Source organism: Rhizobium phaseoli (assembly GCF_001664385.1).
Classification (GTDB): Bacteria; Pseudomonadota; Alphaproteobacteria; order Rhizobiales; family Rhizobiaceae; genus Rhizobium; species Rhizobium phaseoli.
On sequence record NZ_CP013532.1, the window covers coordinates 332,245 to 351,993 of the forward strand.

18 protein-coding genes and 3 pseudogenes are annotated in these 19,749 nt (G+C 62.5%); 5 read left to right on the top strand and 16 right to left on the bottom strand.

Annotated features, from left to right (window positions below; all coding sequences use genetic code 11):
- Positions 1–20 precede the first annotated feature (20 nt).
- Both AMC88_RS01615 and AMC88_RS01620 read right to left on the bottom strand, forming a co-directional pair.
- On the bottom strand, positions 21–755 hold the full coding sequence (locus AMC88_RS01615) for an SDR family oxidoreductase (RefSeq protein WP_064824702.1): 735 nt from the start codon (positions 753–755) through the stop codon (positions 21–23).
- 212 nt (positions 756–967) lie between these two features.
- A pseudogene (locus AMC88_RS01620) lies at positions 968–1,235 on the bottom strand (Atu4866 domain-containing protein); the annotation flags it as partial.
- 82 nt (positions 1,236–1,317) lie between these two features.
- On the opposite strand from AMC88_RS01620, the gene AMC88_RS01625 reads away from it, so the two are divergent.
- From AMC88_RS01625 to AMC88_RS01635, 3 genes and pseudogenes are all read left to right on the top strand, one after another.
- A complete protein-coding gene (locus AMC88_RS01625) occupies positions 1,318–2,214 on the top strand; it encodes a LysR family transcriptional regulator (RefSeq protein WP_010021256.1) in 897 nt (298 codons plus the stop codon).
- Between the two features lie 123 nt (positions 2,215–2,337).
- Positions 2,338–3,188, top strand: a pseudogene (locus tag AMC88_RS01630) (helix-turn-helix domain-containing protein).
- A 41-nt stretch (positions 3,189–3,229) separates the two neighbouring features.
- A complete protein-coding gene (locus tag AMC88_RS01635) occupies positions 3,230–3,775 on the top strand; it encodes a YbhB/YbcL family Raf kinase inhibitor-like protein (RefSeq protein ID WP_064824703.1) in 546 nt (181 codons plus the stop codon).
- A gap of 85 nt (positions 3,776–3,860) precedes the next feature.
- Here the strand turns inward: AMC88_RS01635 and AMC88_RS01640 are convergent, their stop codons facing one another.
- The 3 genes and pseudogenes from AMC88_RS01640 to AMC88_RS01650 form a co-directional block, all read right to left on the bottom strand.
- Positions 3,861–4,352: a GNAT family N-acetyltransferase gene (locus AMC88_RS01640; RefSeq protein WP_170960006.1), complete on the bottom strand. Its 492-nt coding sequence runs from the start codon at positions 4,350–4,352 to the stop codon at positions 3,861–3,863.
- A gap of 198 nt (positions 4,353–4,550) precedes the next feature.
- Positions 4,551–5,081: a dihydrofolate reductase family protein gene (locus tag AMC88_RS01645; protein WP_012482344.1), complete on the bottom strand. Its 531-nt coding sequence runs from the start codon at positions 5,079–5,081 to the stop codon at positions 4,551–4,553.
- Between the two features lie 176 nt (positions 5,082–5,257).
- Positions 5,258–5,431, bottom strand: a pseudogene (locus AMC88_RS01650) (VOC family protein); the annotation flags it as partial.
- 71 nt (positions 5,432–5,502) lie between these two features.
- Between AMC88_RS01650 and AMC88_RS01655 the strand changes: the two are divergent.
- Positions 5,503–5,802, top strand: coding sequence for a helix-turn-helix transcriptional regulator (locus AMC88_RS01655; RefSeq protein WP_012482346.1), 300 nt, complete (start codon positions 5,503–5,505; stop codon positions 5,800–5,802).
- Positions 5,803–5,856: 54 nt separating this feature from the next.
- Here AMC88_RS01655 and guaA read toward each other — a convergent pair whose 3' ends face one another.
- From guaA to AMC88_RS01670, 3 genes are all read right to left on the bottom strand, one after another.
- Positions 5,857–7,419: a glutamine-hydrolyzing GMP synthase gene (gene guaA / locus AMC88_RS01660; protein WP_010021848.1), complete on the bottom strand. Its 1,563-nt coding sequence runs from the start codon at positions 7,417–7,419 to the stop codon at positions 5,857–5,859.
- A gap of 115 nt (positions 7,420–7,534) precedes the next feature.
- Positions 7,535–8,173: a 5'-methylthioadenosine/S-adenosylhomocysteine nucleosidase gene (locus tag AMC88_RS01665; protein ID WP_016735032.1), complete on the bottom strand. Its 639-nt coding sequence runs from the start codon at positions 8,171–8,173 to the stop codon at positions 7,535–7,537.
- Entirely contained in the window at positions 8,170–8,619 is a 450-nt protein-coding gene (locus AMC88_RS01670; RefSeq protein WP_029531666.1) for a PaaI family thioesterase, read from the bottom strand. Before AMC88_RS01670 ends, AMC88_RS01665 begins: the two co-directional genes overlap by 4 nt.
- A 233-nt stretch (positions 8,620–8,852) precedes the next feature.
- Between AMC88_RS01670 and AMC88_RS01675 the strand changes: the two genes are divergently transcribed.
- A complete protein-coding gene (locus AMC88_RS01675; RefSeq protein ID WP_012482349.1) occupies positions 8,853–9,929 on the top strand; it encodes a DUF2252 family protein in 1,077 nt (358 codons plus the stop codon).
- Here AMC88_RS01675 and AMC88_RS01680 read toward each other — a convergent pair.
- The 8 genes from AMC88_RS01680 to queG form a co-directional block, all read right to left on the bottom strand.
- Positions 9,911–11,008, bottom strand: a complete 1,098-nt coding sequence (locus AMC88_RS01680; protein ID WP_012482350.1) for a DUF1513 domain-containing protein — start codon at positions 11,006–11,008, stop codon at positions 9,911–9,913. The two genes, AMC88_RS01675 and AMC88_RS01680, sit on opposite strands and share 19 nt — an antisense overlap.
- A gap of 4 nt (positions 11,009–11,012) precedes the next feature.
- Entirely contained in the window at positions 11,013–12,113 is a 1,101-nt protein-coding gene (locus AMC88_RS01685; protein WP_064824704.1) for an imelysin family protein, read from the bottom strand.
- The gene (locus tag AMC88_RS01690; RefSeq protein ID WP_170965712.1) at positions 12,113–13,831 is read right to left on the bottom strand and encodes a di-heme oxidoreductase family protein; all 1,719 of its coding nucleotides are present in this window, start codon (positions 13,829–13,831) and stop codon (positions 12,113–12,115) included. The genes AMC88_RS01685 and AMC88_RS01690 overlap by 1 nt, the downstream gene beginning before the upstream one ends.
- A gap of 45 nt (positions 13,832–13,876) precedes the next feature.
- Positions 13,877–15,151: an imelysin family protein gene (locus AMC88_RS01695; RefSeq protein WP_064825787.1), complete on the bottom strand. Its 1,275-nt coding sequence runs from the start codon at positions 15,149–15,151 to the stop codon at positions 13,877–13,879.
- Positions 15,152–15,455: 304 nt separating this feature from the next.
- Entirely contained in the window at positions 15,456–16,745 is a 1,290-nt protein-coding gene (locus AMC88_RS01700; RefSeq protein WP_064824706.1) for an RsmB/NOP family class I SAM-dependent RNA methyltransferase, read from the bottom strand.
- Between the two features lie 222 nt (positions 16,746–16,967).
- Entirely contained in the window at positions 16,968–17,330 is a 363-nt protein-coding gene (locus tag AMC88_RS01705) for a septal ring lytic transglycosylase RlpA family protein (RefSeq protein WP_012482355.1), read from the bottom strand.
- A gap of 397 nt (positions 17,331–17,727) precedes the next feature.
- Positions 17,728–18,597: an SDR family oxidoreductase gene (locus AMC88_RS01710; protein ID WP_012482357.1), complete on the bottom strand. Its 870-nt coding sequence runs from the start codon at positions 18,595–18,597 to the stop codon at positions 17,728–17,730.
- On the bottom strand, positions 18,597–19,748 hold the full coding sequence (gene queG, locus AMC88_RS01715; RefSeq protein ID WP_064824707.1) for a tRNA epoxyqueuosine(34) reductase QueG: 1,152 nt from the start codon (positions 19,746–19,748) through the stop codon (positions 18,597–18,599). Before queG ends, AMC88_RS01710 begins: the two co-directional genes overlap by 1 nt.
- Between the last annotated feature and the right edge of the window lies 1 nt (position 19,749).

Below are 19,749 nucleotides of genomic sequence, written 5' to 3' on the forward strand. Positions count from 1 at the left end.
TCAGCCGGGATATCGGCTGCTCAATGCGGACTGGCCGTCGGCCGGATGATGATCTCGCTGACATCGACATCCTCAGGCTGGCTGACGGCATAGAGGATCGAATGGGCGACGGCCTCGGGGCTGATCGTCACCGCCCTGAAAGCCGTCATGGCTTCGCGCGCGGTCGGGTCGGTGATTGTGTCGGCCAGTTCCGATGTCGTCGTGCCGGGCGAGATGACGGTGACGCGGATGCGATCGGTCTCCTGCCGCAGCCCGTCGGAGATGGCGCGGACGGCGAATTTCGTCGCGCAATAGACGGCTGCGGTCGGCGAGACGCTGTGACCGCCGATCGACGACAGGTTGATGATCTGCCCGGATCCCTGCGCCTTCATGATCGGCAGGGCGGCCGCGATGCCGTAGAGCACACCCTTGATGTTGACATCGACCATCCGGTCCCACTCCTCGACCTTGAGGGCCGCGAGCGGCGAGAGCGGCATGACGCCGGCATTGTTGACGATGACGTCGAGCCGGCCGAATTCCGATCTGGCAAAACCCGCGAAGGCCTTGACCTCGGAACGGTCGGTGACGTCAAGCTTCCGCAGACGCACCGTTCCGCCCCTGGCTTCGATTTCGCCGGCGAGCCTCTCCAGGCGCTCAGTACGCCGCGCGCCGATCACGATGTGGGCGCCGGCCGCAGCCAGCACCTTTGCCGCAGCTTCGCCGATGCCGCTGCTGGCGCCGGTGATGGCGATGACTTTTCCTTCGATATTGGACATTTCAGACTCCGTCTGTCTGTGGAGTGTTTTCCGGGGCGCGGCTCAGTCGGGGAAATCGCGCTGAGCGTTATCTCCGCCCAAGCGTCGAAATTTGCCCGCAGCGAAGCGCCCGGCCGAGGCCGGACGATGCGCCGGTGATGAACCAGATGGGTGTGGTGAGAGACATGATCGTCATCCTTTCCGGCCGGATACGGCCCTATTGAGCGAGCTTGTCATATGCGGCGAAGCACCATGCCGCCGTGGTGGAGGGTGTTGGCGTCGACGAAATCGCCATCGGCCGTGAAGCCGGTATCGTCCCGGTATTCGATGCGGCTGCCGGTGACCTCGTAACGGCCTCGATAGGCGCTCTCCCGGTTGCCGCGGGCCTCGTCATAACGGCCGTTGGGCAGAAGCTGGTGGCGGACCTCGCCGTCATCCGTCACCCACATGCCGACATAGGGATGGTCCTGCATTCGTGTTCTCGCTTGTTTGTTGACGCTTCGCTGACGGGACTGAACATAATGCGGTCGGTGACGCCGATTAAGTTGCCAATCAGCGATGGCTTGGTTAGATTTTCTAACCAATGGTCGACGATCTCGAAGGCATCTCAGTTTTTCTCGCCGTGGCGGAGGCGCGGAGCTTTCGCCTTGCAGGCGAGCGTCTCGGTGTCACCCGCTCCGCCGTCAGCCAGGCGCTGCAGCGTCTGGAGGATCGTCTTGGCGTCGCGCTCGTCCAGCGCACGACGCGCAGCGTCAGCCTGACCGAAGCCGGCGAAGTGTTCTTCGCGGCGGTTCGTCCATCGGTCCGGCAGGTCAGGGATGCGATGCAGACGGTGCGGGACATGCAGGCGCGCCCGAGCGGCCTGCTGAGGATCACGGTGTCCTCGATTGCCGAAAGTTTCCTGTCCGGCACCTTGCTGGCCGGCTTCATGCAGGCTTGTCCCGAGATCAAACTGGATATCACCGTCACAGATGACGAATTCGATATTGTCGAAACCGGTTTCGATGCCGCTGTCCGTCTGGGCGAAGTGATCGAGCAGGATATGATTGCGGTCTCGGTCTCAGAGCCGCAGCGGCAATGCGCGACCGCGTCCACCGCCTATCTCGAGCGCCACGGCGGTCCTCGTCATCCAGGCGAACTCCGGGACCATGCCTGCATCGGCTGGCGGCCTCGCCCGGATACGGCGCCCTATCGCTGGGAATTCACCGAAAACAATCGCGATTTCGACGTCGCCGTCGACCCTGCCGTGACAACGAACGATATGGGAATGATGATCCGCCTGGCCTGTGCCGGAGCCGGTATCACTTTCGGCATGATGGAAACCTTCCAGCCCTATTTCGATCGCGGAGAGCTCGTGCCGCTGCTGGAAGATTTCTGCCCGCCCTTTCCCGGCTTTTATCTCTACTATCCCAGGCGCGAGCGGCAACCGCTGAAGCTGCGGGCGCTAGTTGAGCATATCAAGAGGTCCGGCAAGCGGTAGCGATCCATCGCCACGGCGGATCTTCACCAAGCAAATTCGGCGGTTGCCAACTGGTCGCTGCGCCCCGTATTGAGGTGCGCGTAATCCCTTCCGCTCCCAATGGCTTATGCTGCCGGAGACCATATGCTGGACGACGTCTTTCGCATTCCAACAGGGCCCTGATCCGCCAGGGTGGGCGGGCCTGCTTTTTTCGTCTCGTCAATACGAGCCCCCTGTTGATCCAGGTGCAGTCGGGAACGAAGATCGTCATGGCGGATGACAAGGCTTTGCGTCTCGAGGCCGGCGCGTATGCCCTGCTGCCCGACTATCGACCCTTGACGATGGAGAACATCCCAAAGGCGCCCCAGAAATATCAGACCCTAGCGCTTCCTGTTCCCAGACAGCTCTTCGAGGACGCCTATATCGCCATGGGGTCGATTGCTGTTCCCTCGCGGCCGCTCCCGGCAAGCGCTTCGAACCTGCCGGAGGAAGCGGCGGCTTTGTTTGACTATTGCTGCCAGCCCGGCAACCTGACGAGGCTTCCCGGCGCCATTGCCAAGGCGCGTTTGATGGAGCTGATCACCTGGTTCGCGCTCTGCGGGGCGGTGCTGGGCCAATGCGAAAGTCCTCGGCTCGAGGACCGACTGAGGCAGATGATTGAAAGTGATACGGCCTTTGACTGGACGCTGCGGCACGCGGCGCGCGCCTTCAACATGAGCGAAGCGACGCTCAGGCGTAAGCTCGCCGCCGAAAACACAGGTTTCAGCGAGATCTTGAGCGATACCAGGATGAATCGCGCCCTCGCCCTCGTTCAGACCACAACCCTGCCGATGGCGCAGGTCGCGCTCGAAGTCGGCTACGATTCGCCGTCGCAATTTTCGGCGCGGTTCAAAGAGCGCTTCGGCGTCAATCCGCGCCACGTGCGCAATGGCTCCGAGCACTTTGAGCGGATCGGGGTAGAAGTTGAGCATAGCGGGGCAGATGCGCTGCCGTGATGACGGTAGTTTTCCCGCATCATCAACCGCAGGAAAACAATATGCGTCTTTTAACAGCAGCATTTTTGGCCGCGTCCGTCGTTGGCGCCACGGCCGCCCAAGCCGAAATGAAACTCACTTCGAAAGACCTGACATCCGGCAAGACCATGGCCGATGCGCAGGTCTTCAACAGCTTCGGCTGCACGGGCAAGAATATCTCGCCGGAACTCACCTGGTCGGGTGCTCCACAGGGAACCAAGAGCTTTGCCGTGATGGTTTACGATCCGGATGCTCCGACCGGTTCGGGCTGGTGGCATTGGTCCGTGTTCAACCTTCCGGCAGACGCCTCGAAGATTGCCACCGGCGCCAGCGGGGACAAGAAGCTTCCCGCAGGCGCCGTCGAGGGCCGCACGGACTTCGGTACATCAGGATATGGTGGCGCATGCCCGCCAGTCGGCGATGCGCCGCACCACTACCAGTTCACCGTCTACGCGCTGTCGGTGGACAAGCTGCCGCTTCCGGAGACGGCACCAGGCGCGATGGTTGGCTACTATGTCAGGGCAAATACGCTCGACAAGGCCTCGATCGAGGTCACCTACGGCCGCTGACGCCGTCGTCAAAGCCATAGTCCCTATCGAACGCGGCCGGCCGAGGAAACCTTGGCCGGCCATGACCGCTCATCCTCCAGGTCAACTAACCCGTCACGGCTTCCCAGCAAATCAACGGACCGTCTTCGGCATCGATGCGCTCGCCGGTGCGGATGAAGCCGTTACGCTCGAGAACACGTTGCGACGCGATGTTCCCGATCCCTGTCTCGGCAGAGAGCCGTGCCACGCGAGGATCGCTCCGTCCCCATGCCAGCAGCTGCCCTATGGCCCGAGTCGTGCATCCACGGCCCTGGCGCGAAGGCGCAATGCCATAGCCGATACGGATGTTTCCATCTCGTGGCATTCTGACGATGGAGCAGAGACCGACGATCTCATCCTCCTCCACGATCATCCACGCCGACGGCGAGAATGCCGCGCCGATGTCGGCCGCAAGTCGGCTCAGCATCTCCAATACCTCAGGAGGCGCGATCGCGCTGTCGGGGACAAGGCGCAGGTCAAGAGGCGCGCTGCCCTTCAGCAGCGCGTCGAAATCAATAGGCGTTAGTTCGATGATCATGTTCTTCTCGACATTAGACATGCACCCGTATGGGCGCGCTAAGGCCGGGCAATAATGGGGATCAGTTCTCAGCCGATATGCCGAGCGCCTCCACCCCTACCGCCGCAGCCGGTGAGTTCTGGATCGTTGCGACGGCAAACAAAGGCCTTCTCCTACAAACGAAAGTGCGAATGAGAAGTCCGCGAGCATCCTAGCACGCGTCTTTCCCCCTTCGGGAAATTAAGCTGGAACGTAGACCAACCGGATCACATTCTCGTCAATACGGTCATTAGCAATAAGGCGCAGCGGCGGTCGGGGTCCGGTAAAATAGGGCTTGCCGTGACCGAGCACAACGGGATGCAGATAGATAATATACTCGTCGATCAGGCCAAGATCGGTGAGGCTTCGCGCCAGGTCCGGGCCGGCCGCTTCGATCTCCCCGTGGCCTTCGGCTTTCAGCTTGCGGATCGCGCTCTCAAGATCGCCCTCGACCAAGCTGGCGTTGGGACCGACCGATTTCAACGAGCGCGAGACGACCCATTTCGGCTGGTTTCGCCAGGCGGCCGCGAAGTCGCGTTCGTCTGCGTTCCATTCAGGATGATCGTCATCCCAATAACGCATGATCTCATACATTTGCCGACCGTACACGCTGCCCGCTTGCCTCCGCGTCGACTCGACGAAGTGACGAAAGAGCGTGGGGCTTGGCCCGAACGCCATGTGATCGACATAGCCGTCCAGGGATTGGTTCATTCCGAACACGAGCTTGGCCATGCGGACTTCCTTTCCTTCAAGGGTTCATCCGCCTGGTGTTGGATTGCGTTGCGCGATCGTCAAAGCTTAGATCGACTGATTGTGAATTGCAACCAGTTCTTCGGAGGTGAACCACTTGCGGGAACGACAAATCGGGCGCGCGGCGGACGTGCCCATATCGCGTTGGAGCTACGAGCCTATCGTGATGCAAAGCGCTTCTTTGCCGGATCGGTGAACGGCATGAACAGGGCGACAAGTGTGCCTTCCGGATCGCGGAACTGCACCGAACGATTGCCCCACGGCATCAGTTTAGGCGCATGAACAAGGTCGACTTTATCCTTCAGCCTGATATATTCGGCGTCGACATCGTCCCGAAAGGCTGCGTCCATACATCGCCGAGCCAAGCGTTGGAGCAAAGCCTGGCAGGGTCGTTCCGACGGACATGGCTGACTCGAACGAACTGCGCCGGGCGATCCGTGAAGATCGAAAGCTTCGCCTGCTCTATCGATCCGATACCGGGGAGGAGACCGAGCGGATCGTGTGGCCGATCATCCTCGGTTACGGTGAAGCAACGCGCTTGATTGTCGCCTGGTGCGAGCTGAGGCAGGACTTCCGTCACTTCCGAACCGATCGCATGATCGAGATCGAGGTGCTGGAGGCGACCAACGGCCTGCGGAAGGGCGACCTGCGTCGCCGCTGGGAGCGATGGCGCGAGGAGCAGCGCTCCCGGTCCGGCCACTAATCGCCGGCGTGCGGCAATAACCGCGAAGACATCGCTATTGCCGCCTTTTATTCCTCACTCCCACTCGATCGTGCCGGGCGGCTTCGATGTGACGTCATAGACCACGCGGTTGATGCCGCGCACTTCGTTGATGATGCGCGTTGCGGCGCGACCGAGGAATTCCATGTCGTAGTGGTAGAAATCCGCGGTCATGCCGTCGACGGAGGTGACGGCGCGCAGCGCGCAGACGAACTCGTATGTGCGCCCGTCGCCCATGACGCCGACGGTCTGGACGGGCAGCAGCACGGCGAAGGCCTGCCAGATGGCATCGTAGAGGCCGGCCTTGCGGATCTCGTCGAGATAGATCGCGTCGGCCTCGCGCAGGATCTCCAGCTTTTCGCGGCTGATGCCGCCGGGGCAGCGGATGGCAAGGCCGGGGCCGGGGAAGGGGTGGCGGCCGATGAAGCTGTCGGGCAGGCCGAGCTCGCGGCCGAGCGCGCGCACCTCGTCCTTGAAGAGCTCGCGCAGCGGCTCGACGAGCTGCATCTTCATGCGCTCCGGCAGGCCGCCGACATTGTGATGCGACTTGATTGTCACCGACGGACCGCCGGTGAAGGAAACGCTCTCGATCACGTCGGGATAGAGCGTGCCCTGGCCGAGGAAATCGGCGCCGCCGAGTTTCTTTGCCTCTTCCTCGAAAGTCTCGATGAACAGCCGGCCGATGATCTTGCGTTTGGTTTCCGGGTCGCTGACGCCTTCGAGCTCGCCGATGAAACGGTCCGAGGCGTCGACGTGCAGCAGATGCAGATTGTAGTGCTCACGGAACATGGCGACGACGTTTGCTGCCTCGTCCTTGCGCATCAGGCCGTGGTCAACGAGGATGCAGGTCAGCTGATCGCCGACCGCCTCGTGGATCAAGAGCGCGGCGACCGAACTGTCAACGCCGCCGGAAAGCGCACAGATGACGCGCTTGTCGCCCACCTGCTTGCGGATCTCGTCGACCGCCTTCTGGCGGTAGGCCGACATCGACCAGTCGCCCTTGATGCCGGCAATATTGTGAATGAAATTGCCGATCAGCTTTGCCCCGTCGGGCGTATGCACGACCTCGGGATGGAACTGCACGCCGTAATATTTACGCTTCTCGTCGGCGATGAAGGCGAAGGGCGCGTTGGAGGAGGTGGCGACCACCTCGAAACCATCGGGCAGCGCCGTGACGCGGTCGCCATGGCTCATCCACACCTGATGGCGCGAGCCGGAGGACCAGAGACCTTCGAACAGCTGGCAATCCTTATCGACGTCGAGGAAGGCGCGGCCGAATTCGCGGTGATGGCCGCTTTCGACCTTGCCGCCGAGCTGCATGCACATCGTCTGCTGGCCATAACAGATGCCGAAGACCGGCAGACCGCTGTCGAAGATGATCTGCGGCGCTCGCGGCGATCCCTCGTCGACCGTCGAAGCCGGGCTGCCGGACAGGATCACGGCTTTCGGCTGCAGGCGCTTGAAGCCCTCTTCGGCCGATTGGAAGGGAACGATTTCGCAATAGACGCCGGCCTCGCGCACGCGTCGTGCGATGAGCTGGGTCACCTGGCTGCCGAAATCGACGATGAGAACGGAGTCGGGATGTGCTGTGTGGGTCATGGCGAGGCTTTAATGAAAAGCGCCTCGCCTGGCAATCCGGGAAATCGGCGGTATCGGGTTTTTATTGTTCCGATTGTCCCTCGCGCGCCGGGAAAGGCGCGCGGTTTTTCAGGGCCTAGAACCAGAAAACCCCGTCCTCCAGCGCCGTGAACAAGCTGTCGACGCCGTAGGACAGCTTGCGGTCGACGATGTGCAGATACTCGGTCCAGCCGGAAATATGCTGCAGCTCGACCGCGCCGTCGGAAATGCCGCGAAGGCCGATCAGCGGCAGCTTGTAGCCCTGGCAGGCGCGCAGCACCGCATAGGTCTCCATATCAACCATGTCGGCGTCGATGTCGCCATAGGCGGCACCCGAGATGACGTTGCCGCCCGTGGAAAGGCTTGCCTCGGCAATACCAGGAATGCGCAGCGGCAGCTCGAGCGTCGCCGGCAGGTCGAGGAAGGGCGTCCGGCCCTTTTCGAAGCCGAGCGGCGAAGCGTCCATGTCGCGGTAGGAAACCGAGGTTACCTGATAGATTTCCGTCTGTTCCAGTTTTGCCGAACCGGCCGAGCCGAGCGAAACGACGAGATCTGGCAGATCGTCGGCAGCGTCGAGACGCGCCAACGTCTTGGTCAGCGCCACCGCTGCCTCGACCGGACCGACGCCGGTCATCAAGGGTTCGATGCGCGACCGCAGAAACGGGCCGTATTCGGCCTCCGCCGCCATGACGAACAGCATGGATTTTCCGGCGACCGATTTCAGTTCGAACTTCATCCTGTAATTCCTTCTCTGCCGCGGATGACCATCATCGTTCCGGTCATGGAGGCGATGAGTTTCGCCGGCCCGTCGCTGATCGCGTAGCCTCGCCCGTCGGCGACGATGATCGTGGAGCCCGGCTTGGTGATTTCGCCGCGAAAGAGGAAGCGCTCGCCGCGCCCGGGCGACATGAGATTGACCTTGAACTCGATCGTCAGGATCGAGGCTTCCGGGTCGATGACGCTGTAGGCGGCAAAGCCGCAGGCTGAATCGAGCGCGGCGGAAATGATGCCCGCATGCAGAATGCCGTGCTGCTGCGTCAGTTTGAGGTCGAAGGGAAGCTCGATCTCGACGACGCCGTGCTCGACGCGCGTCAGCTCCGCGCCGATCGTCTGCATCGCCGCCTGGCGCGCAAAGTTGCGGCGGATTCGCGCGCGGAAATCGCCCCTGTCAGTCTCACTCATGGCTACCCCTCTCGAAGCCGGGAAAGTGGCATGGCGGGCCGGATTCGACAAGCTGGACATTGCTGAAATCGAACCGGTGGGCGATGGAAACCTCAAGCCGTGTCGCCAGCGCAACCTTTCGCCGTGCCGTCGTTGCGCAAACCCGTTGCCGGCCTCCTGCGAAGGCGATTGCAGCTTCGCGCGCAGCGGGTATTCTCCGGCATCCTGTCTCGAAATAAGGGAGCGCCGGCGCTATGACGACGATATCGCAATCGGTTCGGAATTTCGAGACTTGGCTGGCCGGGGAGCTCGGCGGCGATCTCGTCAAGGACGATCTCCTGGAAAAGCACGAGAGGATGCGCAGCGACGATTTCGTCTTCCTGCGTGCCACCTATTGGCGCTGGTGCGAGATCATCCTCGATATCTGCCCGGAGCTCGGCCGTGCGCCCGAGGTGCTGGCGATCGGCGATACGCATCTGGAGAATTTCGGCACCTGGCGCGATAGCGAGGGCCGGCTCGTCTGGGGCGTCAATGATTTCGACGATGCGGCGGTGATGCCCTATGCGTTGGATCTCGTTCGTCTTGCGGCAAGCGCCAGCCTGGCGCGCGGGGAGGACGGTCCCTCGGTTCGCATGATCGGTGAACTGATCCTCGGCGGTTACCGCAGAGGCCTTGAAAATCCGCTGCCGGTCATCCTCGAACGCGACCACAAATGGCTGCGCAAGGCGCTGATGCTGCCGAATTCGGAACGGCGGGAATTCTGGGAAAAATACGAGATGTTGGCTCCGGGCAAGACGAAGGCGCCGGCTGCCTATATCCAGGCCCTTGCCGACGCATTGCCATCGGGATCGGGACCTTTCACGGCCAAGCCGCGCAGCGCCGGTACCGGCAGCCTCGGCCGCCCGCGCTTCGTCGCCTATGCCGAATGGCAGGGTGGGCCGGTCTTGCGCGAGGCGAAGGCGCTGGTGTCTTCGGCCTGGTCGCTTCACCACAGAGCGCTTGATGGGACGATCCGTGCGGGTGAAATCGCCGCCGGCCGGGCGCGCGCGGCCGATCCTCATTATCGCGTCTGCGACCGCATCCTCGTGCGCCGGCTCTCGCCGAACAGCCGCAAGATCGAAATCGACAAGCATCCGGAGATCCTGCTTTCGCCGACAATGCTCGAACTGATGGGTTCCGAGATCGCCAATTGCCATTCCAACGATGCGGCCGCCGCAGCAGCGATCCTGCAGGATTTACAGGCCCGGGGACCCGAATGGCTGCATGAGGCGGCGAGGGCCGCGGCGTCGAGCGTCAGCGCCGAGCAGAAGGCCTATGCGCGCGCCCGCTGAGAGATCCGGACAATGTGCTGATCCCAGGCGACATCGCTGCGGGTCGCCAGGAAATCGCCGTCATAGGAGGAGACGGCAAAGCCATCTCTTGCCGGCGCGATGCCGGCGGCCTCCGGAACGGCGCTCTCGGCCAGCACCTTGCCCGTTTTTGCGTCGATGGTCACCGAGGTGCCGCCCTTCGGCGAGGTGATGCCGACGAGACCTTCGCTGCGGTTGACGGCGATCGCTCCGACATAGTTGGCAAGCCTGCGCGTCGTCTCCTCCGGCAGCGCGACGAAGGAAAGATCCTCCCCTTTGGCGAAATGGCCGACCAGCGGCGGCAGATCCTTGCGGTGGCCTTCGTACTGGCAGGCGAACCAGATGCGCCCCTCGCCGTCGAGGTCGACGTGGCGGGTCGACAACTGCGACCATTCGGCCGGCAGCACGTGTTTTTCGATCAAGGCGCCCGTTGCCGCATCGATCAGCGCCAGCGACGGCTGCATCGCCCCGAGATTGAGTTTGGTGCGGCCGAAATCCGGATGCGTCTCGATGCCGCCATTGGCGACGATGAGCAGGCGTCCGTCATCAGAAACCGTCATGTCATGCGGACCGATGCCATAGGTCTCGTATTCGCCGATGCGAGCAAAGCGGTTGGTGGCGTCGTAGAGACCGATCATGCCGCGATTGCCGTCGAAATCATTCTCGCTGGCGTAGAGGATCCGGCCATCGGGCGAGAAGACGCCATGCCCGTAAAAATGGCGGTCTTCCCGGGAACTGATGACGATCGGCTCGCCCTTATTTCGTGGATCGAAGATCATCGCATAGGTGCCTGGCCGGCGCGCGAAGGCGACGGTCTTGCCGGTGGCGGCGCTGAAGGCCATGCCGTGGGCACGGGCGGGAAGCGCCACCTGATCAATGATCTCGCCGTGCTCGGTCACGGTCGCAATCGCAAAGGAACCGTTTGCCGTGCGAATGCCCGAGGCGTAGACCGCATCGGCCCGTTCAAGCGCCAACAGCGACCTCGGCGCCAGGCTTGCCAGGAAGCCGATTCCTGCCGCCTTGACAAAACTGCGTCGATTGATCAAGGCGCTCCGCATCATCGCTTCAGTCTCCGTCCGAAAAGGAAAAGCCGGCCGAAAGTCCGATGGCCGCGCCATAGTCGTCGCTGATCCGGGTGATCAGATCACGGCTTTCGGCCAAAAGCGTGTCGAGCTTGGCCTTTTCCGCATCGCTGGTGGCGGCGTCTATATCGGGGTTGAGTTTCGGCACGCTGTCGAGCAGCGATTTGAAGTCTTCGTCGATCGAAGCGGCAATCGACCGTTTGTCCGGCGGCAGAAGCTCGGCCATGCCGGCCTTCTGCCAGAGCGTGCGCAGGCCCTCCAGATTGGCGGCCATCGACTTCCAGGTATTTCTCGAACGCCAGTAGATCGCCATGCGCGGCCGCGGCGCGTTATCCTTGCCCTTGTAGAACTGTTCCAGCCGCTGATCGCGGACATTCTCGGCGCCGTGGACCAGAATGCCGAGCAGCGCGGTCACGGCCTCCTTGTTGTCCATGAAGTCATTGCTCTGCGGGCCGGGATGTTTCCAGCTCGCCTGCACCCCGTCCGGCTTTTCCCAGGCGGCGACAACTTCGCCGGCCTCGCGCTGGATATTGCCGGCGACGGCGGCGCCGTAAAGGCAGCGGAAGCCGCCCTTCTGCCCGACGAGATTTTCCGAGCCGTTGCCGTAAAGCACGTATTCCAGCGCCGTCAGGCCCTGTAGCGCCACGCTCTTGCCGGCGATCGCATCGACCGTTGCATCCTTCGGATCGGCCTTGGCGATCAGCGCTTGCACCTGCTTCAGGCCGACGCCCTTGCGGTCGGGATAAAACAGAATGTGCTCGAAGAGATTGTCCTGGATGACGGGTCCGGTCTGCACGATCTCGATGATCGACCAGTAGCGGATCGTATCGTCGAAGGCGGATTTCGCCTTGTCGAGCGTCTGCTGCGTGCCGCCGTCGCAGAGATCCTTCATCGCCGTCGTCAACCGGGCGGCCGATTGCTGCATGTTGCGATAGCCCGGGCGGATCACTTCGTCGACGGCGCGCTGCATGACCGCGGGAACGGCATCCTCGTTCATCCCTGCCGGAGGGGCGGCGGTCTGGGCGGCCGCCGATGTGGCAAGACCGATCAGAGTGAGGCAGAGCAGGGGGTGCCAAAGGCGCATCAAAGTGACTCCAGGAATGTAATCAGGGCCGCCCTGTCGTCTTTTGACAGGGCGGAGAAAGCGTCGCGGGCCTTTTCAGCTTCGCCGCCGTGCCAGAGGATCGCCTCGGTGAGATCCCGCGCACGGCCGTCATGCAGGAAAAAGCTGTGTCCGCTGACAGTCCGGGTCAGTCCTATACCCCATAGCGGTGGCGTGCGCCATTCACGTCCGCTTGCAAGCCCGACCGGCTGCCCGTCGGCAAGCCCGTCACCCATGTCATGCAAGAGAAAGTCGGAATAGGGCCAGATCAGCTGGAAGGATTGCGCCTTCTCAGGCGAATCCCTGCGGGTGACGAATTTCGGCACATGGCAGGAAATACAGCCGGTTTCGTAGAAAATCCGCTTGCCCTTCAGCGTTTCGGGGAAGCTTGCCTTGCGGCGCGCCGGTACGGCAAGATTTTCGGAATAGAAGGTCACGAGATCGAGAATGGGACCCGGCGCTTCTTCCTCGCCCAGCCGTTTCTGCACGCCGGTCGGCATAACGAGGCATTTTTTCTCCGCCTCGGTGCAATCGCCATGCGCATCGGGGTGATCGGGGGTCGAGATGCCGATATCATTGGCGAAGGCGTCGGCATTCTGGTCGCGCACCGTGGCGTTCTGTGCCTTCCAGCCGAAGCGGCCGAGCGCGATCTCGCCGCTGCGATGATCGCGGACGATCGCCGCCTTGCCGGAGATGCCGTCGCCATCGGCATCGTCGGGGTCGGCATGGGCAAGGATATCGGCCGCGGGGATCGCCTCGATCAGCCCGAGGCCGATCATGGCGGGAGCGACACGCGCCGAGATCGTCGTCGAAGCATCGAGCGGTCCATAGGCCAGATTGGTCGCCGCGTAATGCGGCCGGCGCAGCGATACGGTCTCGCCGTCGCCAAGCGTCACCGTCTCCTCATCATAGCGGATCGTCATCCGGCCTTCGGCGGCGAGGCCGGGAACGGCAAGGTCCTGCAGCTGAGGGCCATAGACCGGATCGGGGAAATTGAGAATGTCAGCGCTTGCGATCGCCTTTTCTTCTTCCGGCGTCCTGGCTGCGCGGGACAGCCGCAGGAACATCGACACGGCGCTTGGGCCTCCCTCGGGCGGTTTGCCGCGGCCGTCATTGAAGTGACAGCTCATGCAGGAGCGGGCGTTGAAGAGCGGCCCGAGCCCATCGGAGGCCTGCGTCGAGGAGGGCGAGGAAACCCAGAGCTTGCGGAAAAGCGCATTACCGAGCTTGAAATTCTGCTCTTCCCCGAAGGGGATATTGGCCGAAATATGCGAGAAGCTGTCTTCGGTGACGGGGTCGATCGAGGTCGCCGCGCCCGCCTGCATCGCTTCATATTGTTCAGCCTTGGAAAAATCCTGGGTCGGCCGCGTGACATCCGCGACGCGTTTGAGATCGGCCTCGGAGAGGTCGATGCGTTTCGTCGGTAGGTCGAAACCGGCGGCAATCGTTGCGGGCGCTACCGCAAGGGCGGCATAGACGGCGCGGCGGAGGTAGAGGCGATTTTTCCGAGCGACAAACTCGACGGTGCTGGAGCGTGCTTCCCTTTCCGCTCCCTCATTCCTGTGCTTGTCACAGGAATCCAGTGCGCCCAAGTCCTTGGGCGCGGAAGACTCCCCTTTGACCGAGTCATTCACGGCGCCGACGCGCCGTGGCTGGATTCCTGTGACGAGCACAGGAATGAGGGAGGCAATAGATGGCATTTCAGAGTCTGGGCCGCTCCGTCATCGAAGCGGCCCGCCTTTTGCTTATTTGAAGACGGCGTTAGGATTATCCAAGCTGTCGGAACCTTCAAGCTGAACCGTGCCGAGATCGAGTGCGGCAATAACGCGCTGGATCGATTTCGTCTGGTCGATCAGCCCGTCGACGGCGGCCTGGACGACGGCGTTACCGTCCTTGTTGCCTTCGGCGATCATCTGGTCGTACTTCTCGACCGTCTCGCCGCGCTTGGCCATGGCGTTCATCGCATCGAGCGTCTTGTTGAGCTTGCCTTCCAGCTCGGCATCGAGCGCCTTGTCCTTGGCGGCCACGAGGTCGTGCAGCGACGGGCCGCTGAGCTTGGTGCCGTCGACGCGCGTATAGTTGCCCGTATAGGCGGCGGCGATGCCGATGGCGTCGTTGAGGTGCGAGTTGTAGGTGTTGTCGGAGAAGCAATCATGCTCTTCCTCTGGATCGTGCAGCAGCAGGCCGAGCTTCATGCGCTCGCCGGCAAGCTCGCCGTAGGAGAGCGAACCCATGCCCGTCAGGATCGCAACGAGGCCGGCCTTCGGATCGGCTTCGACGTTCTTGGCCGCAGCCCCGTCCGGTTTCCAGTTGTCGGTCATTTCCTGCAGGTCGGACACCAGCAGCGTCGAGGCGGACTTCAGATATTCGGCGCGCCGGTCACAATTGCCGTGCGTGCAATTCTTGAGATCGTAATCAGTGGCCAGGCGGTTGCCGGCGCCGGGTCCCGTGCCGTTCAGATCCTGGCCCCAGAGCAGGAATTCGATGGCGTGGTAGCCGGTCGCGACATTGGCTTCGATGCCGCCGGCCTCGGCGAGCGTGCCGGAGAGGAATTCCGGCGTCAGCTTGGAGGCGTCGACATCCTTGCCGTCGATCTTGATCGTCTTGTTGGCGATGACATTGGCCACATAGAGGGAGTTTTCGTCGCTCTCGCTGCCGTAGGAGGGATCGACATAGTCGATCAGGCCTTCGTCGAGCGGCCACGCGTTGACCTTGCCTTCCCACTCGTCGACAACAGGATTGCCGAAGCGGTAGACTTCGGTCTGCTGGTAGGGGACGCGCGCTTTGATCCAGGCGTCCCGGGCGGCCTTGAGCGTTTCGTCGGTGGGCGCCTTCAGAAAGGCGTCGATCGCGGCGTCGAGCGCCTTTGCCGTCGTCAGCGAGTCTTCGTATTTCGCATGTGCCACGTCGGCATAATGTTTCACCACGGCGGCCGCATCGGTGGCGGCCTGCGCGGGAAGGGCGAGCAGGGCTGCGGGGGCGATCGCCAGCACGGCTGCGCGGAATTTATTGAGCTTCATGATCCTCTCCTGTGACGGATCTTCCGTCGAGCGCATCGGCCCGAAATCGGAATCGATTTCGGAAAGCACGATGCGCCAATCTAAAAATGTTACAGCGTCCTTTGCGCGTCTGATAAGGCGCGCGGCGCTGTAATCGGGCCCCGTCTCTTCGCGCAAAAGTAAACTGGTGTCAAACGCTCTAGTTTGGAATGATTTTAAGGACGGAGACGGGGATAAGCGGCCTCTTTCAGACGCTTGTGCCTGAAAGATCAGCGCGCTGTCCTGCTGCCCAGCGGCAGGCTGGTGTCCATGCCTGCCGGCCGCGTCAGCCTTTGCGCTGCAGGCGGCAGAAGAAGAAGCCGTCCGTGTCGGTGGAAGCCGGCGTCAGCGTGACCGTCAGGGCGTCGGACGAGTGCGGCCGCGGGGCATCATTGCCGAACAGCGCGTCCCAGGCGGGCAGAGCGCTGACGATCTGGAAATCGGGATTGCCGGCCGCGAAGCGGCGCACCTGTTCCTCGTTTTCCTGAGGCAGAACCGAGCAGGTGACATAGATCAGTTCGCCGCCCGGTTTGACAAAGCCGCTCGCCTGCGCCAGCGCGTCCTGCTGCTGGGCGGTGCGCTCGTCGAGGTTCTTCGCCGTCAGGCGCCATTTCGTATCGGGACGGCGGCGCCATGTGCCGGTGCCGGTGCAGGGCGCATCGACCAGCACCTTGTCGCAGCGCCCGGCGAGGGCCGAAAGCCCTCTGGGGTCGTCATGCACCTGGACATTGCGCGTGCCTGCCCGCTTCAGCCGTTCGATGATCGGCGCCAGCCGCTTGCGGTCGGCGTCATAGGCGTGAACCTGTCCCTTGTTCTGCATGGCCGCCGCCATGGCGAGCGTCTTGCCGCCGCCGCCGGCACAATAGTCGAGAATCTGTTCGCCGTCCTTGGCGAGCACCAGGTCGGCGACGATCTGCGAACCCTCGTCCTGAACTTCGAACCAGCCTTTCTGGAACGAAAGCTCGGCGGTCACGTTGGGAAGGCGCGAGGCGCCTTCGCCGGCGGCAATCCGGATGCCGTAGCGGGCGATCTTCGCAGCATGTGCGCCGGCGCGTTCGAGCGCCTTGACGGCCTTGTCGCGGGAGGACTTCAGGATGTTGGCGCGCAGATCGAGTGTCGGGCGCGCCGCGAGCGCCTGCGCCTCGGCGAGCCAGCCGGCGCCGAAAGCCTGTTCGAAGGAGGGTTGGATCCATTCGGGAATATCGCCGCGGATATGCGGCGGCGCGTCGTCGAGCGAACGGCCTGCAAAGGCGGCGAGGGCATCAGCTGCAAGCGGCGGCGGTGCAAACTTGTCGTCCGCCAGTTCGGCGGCGAGGCGATCGGGCGTGAAGCCCCATTGGCGGAACATGACGGCGTGGGCGATGGCCGCGGCGCTGTCGTCATCCATCAGCCAGGCATGGGAGAGCCGCATGCGCAAGGCGTCGTAGACGATATTGCCGATCGCCGCACGATCGCCGGAACCGGCGAAGCGGTGCGCAAGGCCCCAGTCCTTGAGCGCGTCGGCGACGGGTCGCTTGCGGGCATCGATATCCGCGAGCACAGAAATCGCCCCTTCGAGGCGGCCGCCCAGACGCATTCACATATCTCCTGTTGCCGTGACGTGTGAACGATCCGCACACAGGCCGGGCGGATTGTTGACAAGTTCAACCGCGTGGTAACCGCGATTGGCGGCAAGAGCAAGCGCCGGTCAGGGCGCAGCCGGTTGTGCGGCGCTGTGCGCCTTAGCTGATTACTCAGTTGTCAGCTTTAGCTGATCACCTCGGCTGTCAGCTTCAGCTGATCACCTCGGCTGTCAGCTTCAGCTGATCACTTGGTAGCAGACCTTCGCCGTGCCCGAGCTCACCATGCCGATATTCTGTGCAGCGGCGCGCGACAGATCGAGGACGCGTCCACGAATGAACGGACCGCGATCATTGATGCGGACGACGACGGTGCGGCCATTGTTGCGGTTGGTGACCTTCACCTTGGTGCCGAACGCCAGCGAACGATGTGCGGCAGTCAAGACGGCAGGGTTCATACGTTCCCCGGAAGCAGTTTTGGAGCGAAGCGCGTACCATGAAGCACCGCCGCAGCCATTGCCAGCAAAGCTCTCCGCCGGAAGCATGGAAGAGCAGGCTGCAATAGTTACGGCAGCGATAATAGAACGACGTATTTTCTTCAAAACAGAGTATCCCTCAACTATTGAACTCACGCCCTTGCAGGCGGCGGGGCTTAAATCTGTTAAAAAGTGGCGAAAAAGTGCCGTTACTGTTCACGGAATGTTACAGTATGTAACATTTGTGAGCGCGTTGATATCATGACGGAAATCGGTGACGGCTGTCACGTATGGAAAAAACATAATGAAATCAGCTAAAATCCGAATGAATTTTCCGGAGTTGCGGTCGCCGTCCCGCCGTTCACAAAAATCGCGAAAATTTTTTTCTGGCTTCGCCATATTTACTGCCACATTTGGGCAAATTCAAAGGCTGTTAACCATAATACGGGGCGAAATTTTCCCGTCTGATGACGGAAAGGAGGAATTTCCTACTCCTTTTGGGTGAAGGCTTTGGCCGCCGGCTCTAACCCCGCCAGCGGCCGTCCTGCCACAATTGCGCAAGCGACATCGGATAGGTCGGGAAGGAGAATTCGAAGCCCGCCTTCTTGAGCTTCGCATTGGAAACGCGTTTGTTCTCACCGTAGAAGGTGCGTGCCATCGGCGTCAGTTCGGCGGTTTCGAAAGCCTGTTCCGGCGGCGGTTCGACGCCCATCAGCCGCGCCGCCTCGACAATCACATCCTGCGGCGGCCCGGGCCGATCGTCGGTGACATTATAGATGCCGCCAAGGCCGTGTTCCGACAGGAAGCGCGTCGCCGCGCCGATATCCTCGACGCGGATGCGGTTGAAGACCTGATCCTTCTTGATGAGGCGCCGCGCCGTGCCCTTGTCGAGATTGCAGAAGGCGTTGCGCCCCGGCCCGTAAATGCCGGAAAGGCGCAGTATCGCTGCCGGCACATCGCGTTCCCGGCCGATGGCCAGCCAGCCCTCTTCCGCCTCCAGCCGCTCCTTCGACCGCCCGGAAACCGGCAGGCACGGCGTTTCCTCGCTTACCCAGGCGCCCTTGTGATCGCCATAGACGCCGACGGTGGAGAGATAGCCGATCCATTCGAGCCGGGGCAGGAGGCGGGCGCTGTCTTCGCCCAACAGCCGCAGCAGCGGGTCGGCCTTTCCCGGGGCGATCGATTGCACGAGGTGGGTGACATCAACCAGCGCGCGGCTCAACCGGTCTCCCATTGTTTCGCCATCGAAGAGGAAGGCTTCGATCCCGTTGGCTCGCAGCGCCTCGACCTTCTCGGCCGAACGCGTGGTGCCGGAAACCTGTACGTCCTGGCCGGCGAAGGCCTTCGCAATCGCCGTGCCGGAATAACCGCAGCCAAAGATCATCACATGCATCAGCCCACTCCCGCCAGCCGCCATTCGTTCAACACATCGTCGTCGCTCTCATCGGTCCTTTGTGCGGCAAAGGCGGAAAATTCGCCAGCCTGCATCAGCCGGGAAAGCGCCCAGACCGCCATGCCGCGCACCGCCGGGGTGGCATCGCCGGCGAGCGCGCGACATTGCGCAATGAGCGCCGTCTCGCCGGAATTGCCGGCGGCGATCAGCACATTGCGGATGAAGCGGTTGCGGCCGATCCGCTTGACCGGCGACCCACTGAAGAAGGTACGGAAGGCGGCATCGTCGAGCGTCAGCAGAAAGGCGAGCGACGGCTCCTTCAGATCGTCGCGAGCCTTGAGCTTCATTTCGGCGGCGGAGACCGCGAACTTGTTCCAGGGACAGGCGGCAAGACAGTCGTCACAGCCATAGATGCGATTGCCGATCAGCGGCCTGAGATCGGGGTCGATCGGTCCCTTGTGCTCGATGGTGAGATAGGAGATGCAGCGGCGCGCGTCGATCTGATAGGGCGCCGGGAAGGCAGCCGTCGGACAGATGTCGAGGCAGGCGCGGCAGGAGCCGCAATGATCGGTCTCGGCCTCGTCGACGGCAAGGTCGGCGGTGGTGAACATGCTGCCGAGAAACAGCCAGGAACCATGCGCGCGGCTGACGAGGTTGGTGTGTTTGCCCTGCCAGCCGAGGCCGGCCGCCGCCGCCAGCGGCTTTTCCATGACAGGCGCGGTATCGACGAACACTTTCACGTCGGCGCCGGCCCGCGCCGCAAAACGCGTGGCGATCTCCTTCAGCCGGCCCTTGATGATGTCGTGATAGTCGCGGTTGCGGGCATAGACGGAAATCGCCGCCTTGTCCGGCTTGCCGAGGATGCCGCGCGGATCCTCCTCGGGAGCATAGTTGAGGCCGAAGACGACGACGGACCGGACCTCGCTCCAGAGCGTCAGGGGATCGCCGCGCCGCTCGCGCGTCTCCGCCATCCACTCCATCGTCCCGTGGCGCCCGGCATCAATGAACTGGCCGAGGCGCTGCTTCGCTTCAGGGATCGCATCGGGCCGGGTGATGCGGCAAAGATCGAAGCCCTTGGCGGCGGATTCCGCCCGGACGAACTCGGTCAAATTGTCGCGGCGGCGGCGTTCTTTGTCATCATTGTCGGGCATG

Excerpts from the sequence above, each read along its gene's own strand:
- AMC88_RS01615 (WP_064824702.1), bottom strand. The coding sequence starts at position 755 with ATGTCCAATATCGAAGGAAAAGTCATCGCCATCACCGGCGCCAGCAGC.
- AMC88_RS01625 (WP_010021256.1), top strand. The coding sequence starts at position 1,318 with ATGGTCGACGATCTCGAAGGCATCTCAGTTTTTCTCGCCGTGGCGGAG.
- AMC88_RS01635 (WP_064824703.1), top strand. The coding sequence starts at position 3,230 with ATGCGTCTTTTAACAGCAGCATTTTTGGCCGCGTCCGTCGTTGGCGCC.
- AMC88_RS01640 (WP_170960006.1), bottom strand. The coding sequence starts at position 4,352 with ATGTCTAATGTCGAGAAGAACATGATCATCGAACTAACGCCTATTGAT.
- AMC88_RS01645 (WP_012482344.1), bottom strand. The coding sequence starts at position 5,081 with ATGGCCAAGCTCGTGTTCGGAATGAACCAATCCCTGGACGGCTATGTC.
- AMC88_RS01655 (WP_012482346.1), top strand. The coding sequence starts at position 5,503 with ATGGCTGACTCGAACGAACTGCGCCGGGCGATCCGTGAAGATCGAAAG.
- guaA (WP_010021848.1), bottom strand. The coding sequence starts at position 7,419 with ATGACCCACACAGCACATCCCGACTCCGTTCTCATCGTCGATTTCGGC.
- AMC88_RS01665 (WP_016735032.1), bottom strand. The coding sequence starts at position 8,173 with ATGAAGTTCGAACTGAAATCGGTCGCCGGAAAATCCATGCTGTTCGTC.
- AMC88_RS01670 (WP_029531666.1), bottom strand. The coding sequence starts at position 8,619 with ATGAGTGAGACTGACAGGGGCGATTTCCGCGCGCGAATCCGCCGCAAC.
- AMC88_RS01675 (WP_012482349.1), top strand. The coding sequence starts at position 8,853 with ATGACGACGATATCGCAATCGGTTCGGAATTTCGAGACTTGGCTGGCC.
- AMC88_RS01680 (WP_012482350.1), bottom strand. The coding sequence starts at position 11,008 with ATGATGCGGAGCGCCTTGATCAATCGACGCAGTTTTGTCAAGGCGGCA.
- AMC88_RS01685 (WP_064824704.1), bottom strand. The coding sequence starts at position 12,113 with ATGCGCCTTTGGCACCCCCTGCTCTGCCTCACTCTGATCGGTCTTGCC.
- AMC88_RS01690 (WP_170965712.1), bottom strand. The coding sequence starts at position 13,831 with ATGCCATCTATTGCCTCCCTCATTCCTGTGCTCGTCACAGGAATCCAG.
- AMC88_RS01695 (WP_064825787.1), bottom strand. The coding sequence starts at position 15,151 with ATGAAGCTCAATAAATTCCGCGCAGCCGTGCTGGCGATCGCCCCCGCA.
- AMC88_RS01700 (WP_064824706.1), bottom strand. The coding sequence starts at position 16,745 with ATGCGTCTGGGCGGCCGCCTCGAAGGGGCGATTTCTGTGCTCGCGGAT.
- AMC88_RS01710 (WP_012482357.1), bottom strand. The coding sequence starts at position 18,597 with ATGCATGTGATGATCTTTGGCTGCGGTTATTCCGGCACGGCGATTGCG.
- queG (WP_064824707.1), bottom strand. The coding sequence starts at position 19,748 with ATGCCCGACAATGATGACAAAGAACGCCGCCGCCGCGACAATTTGACC.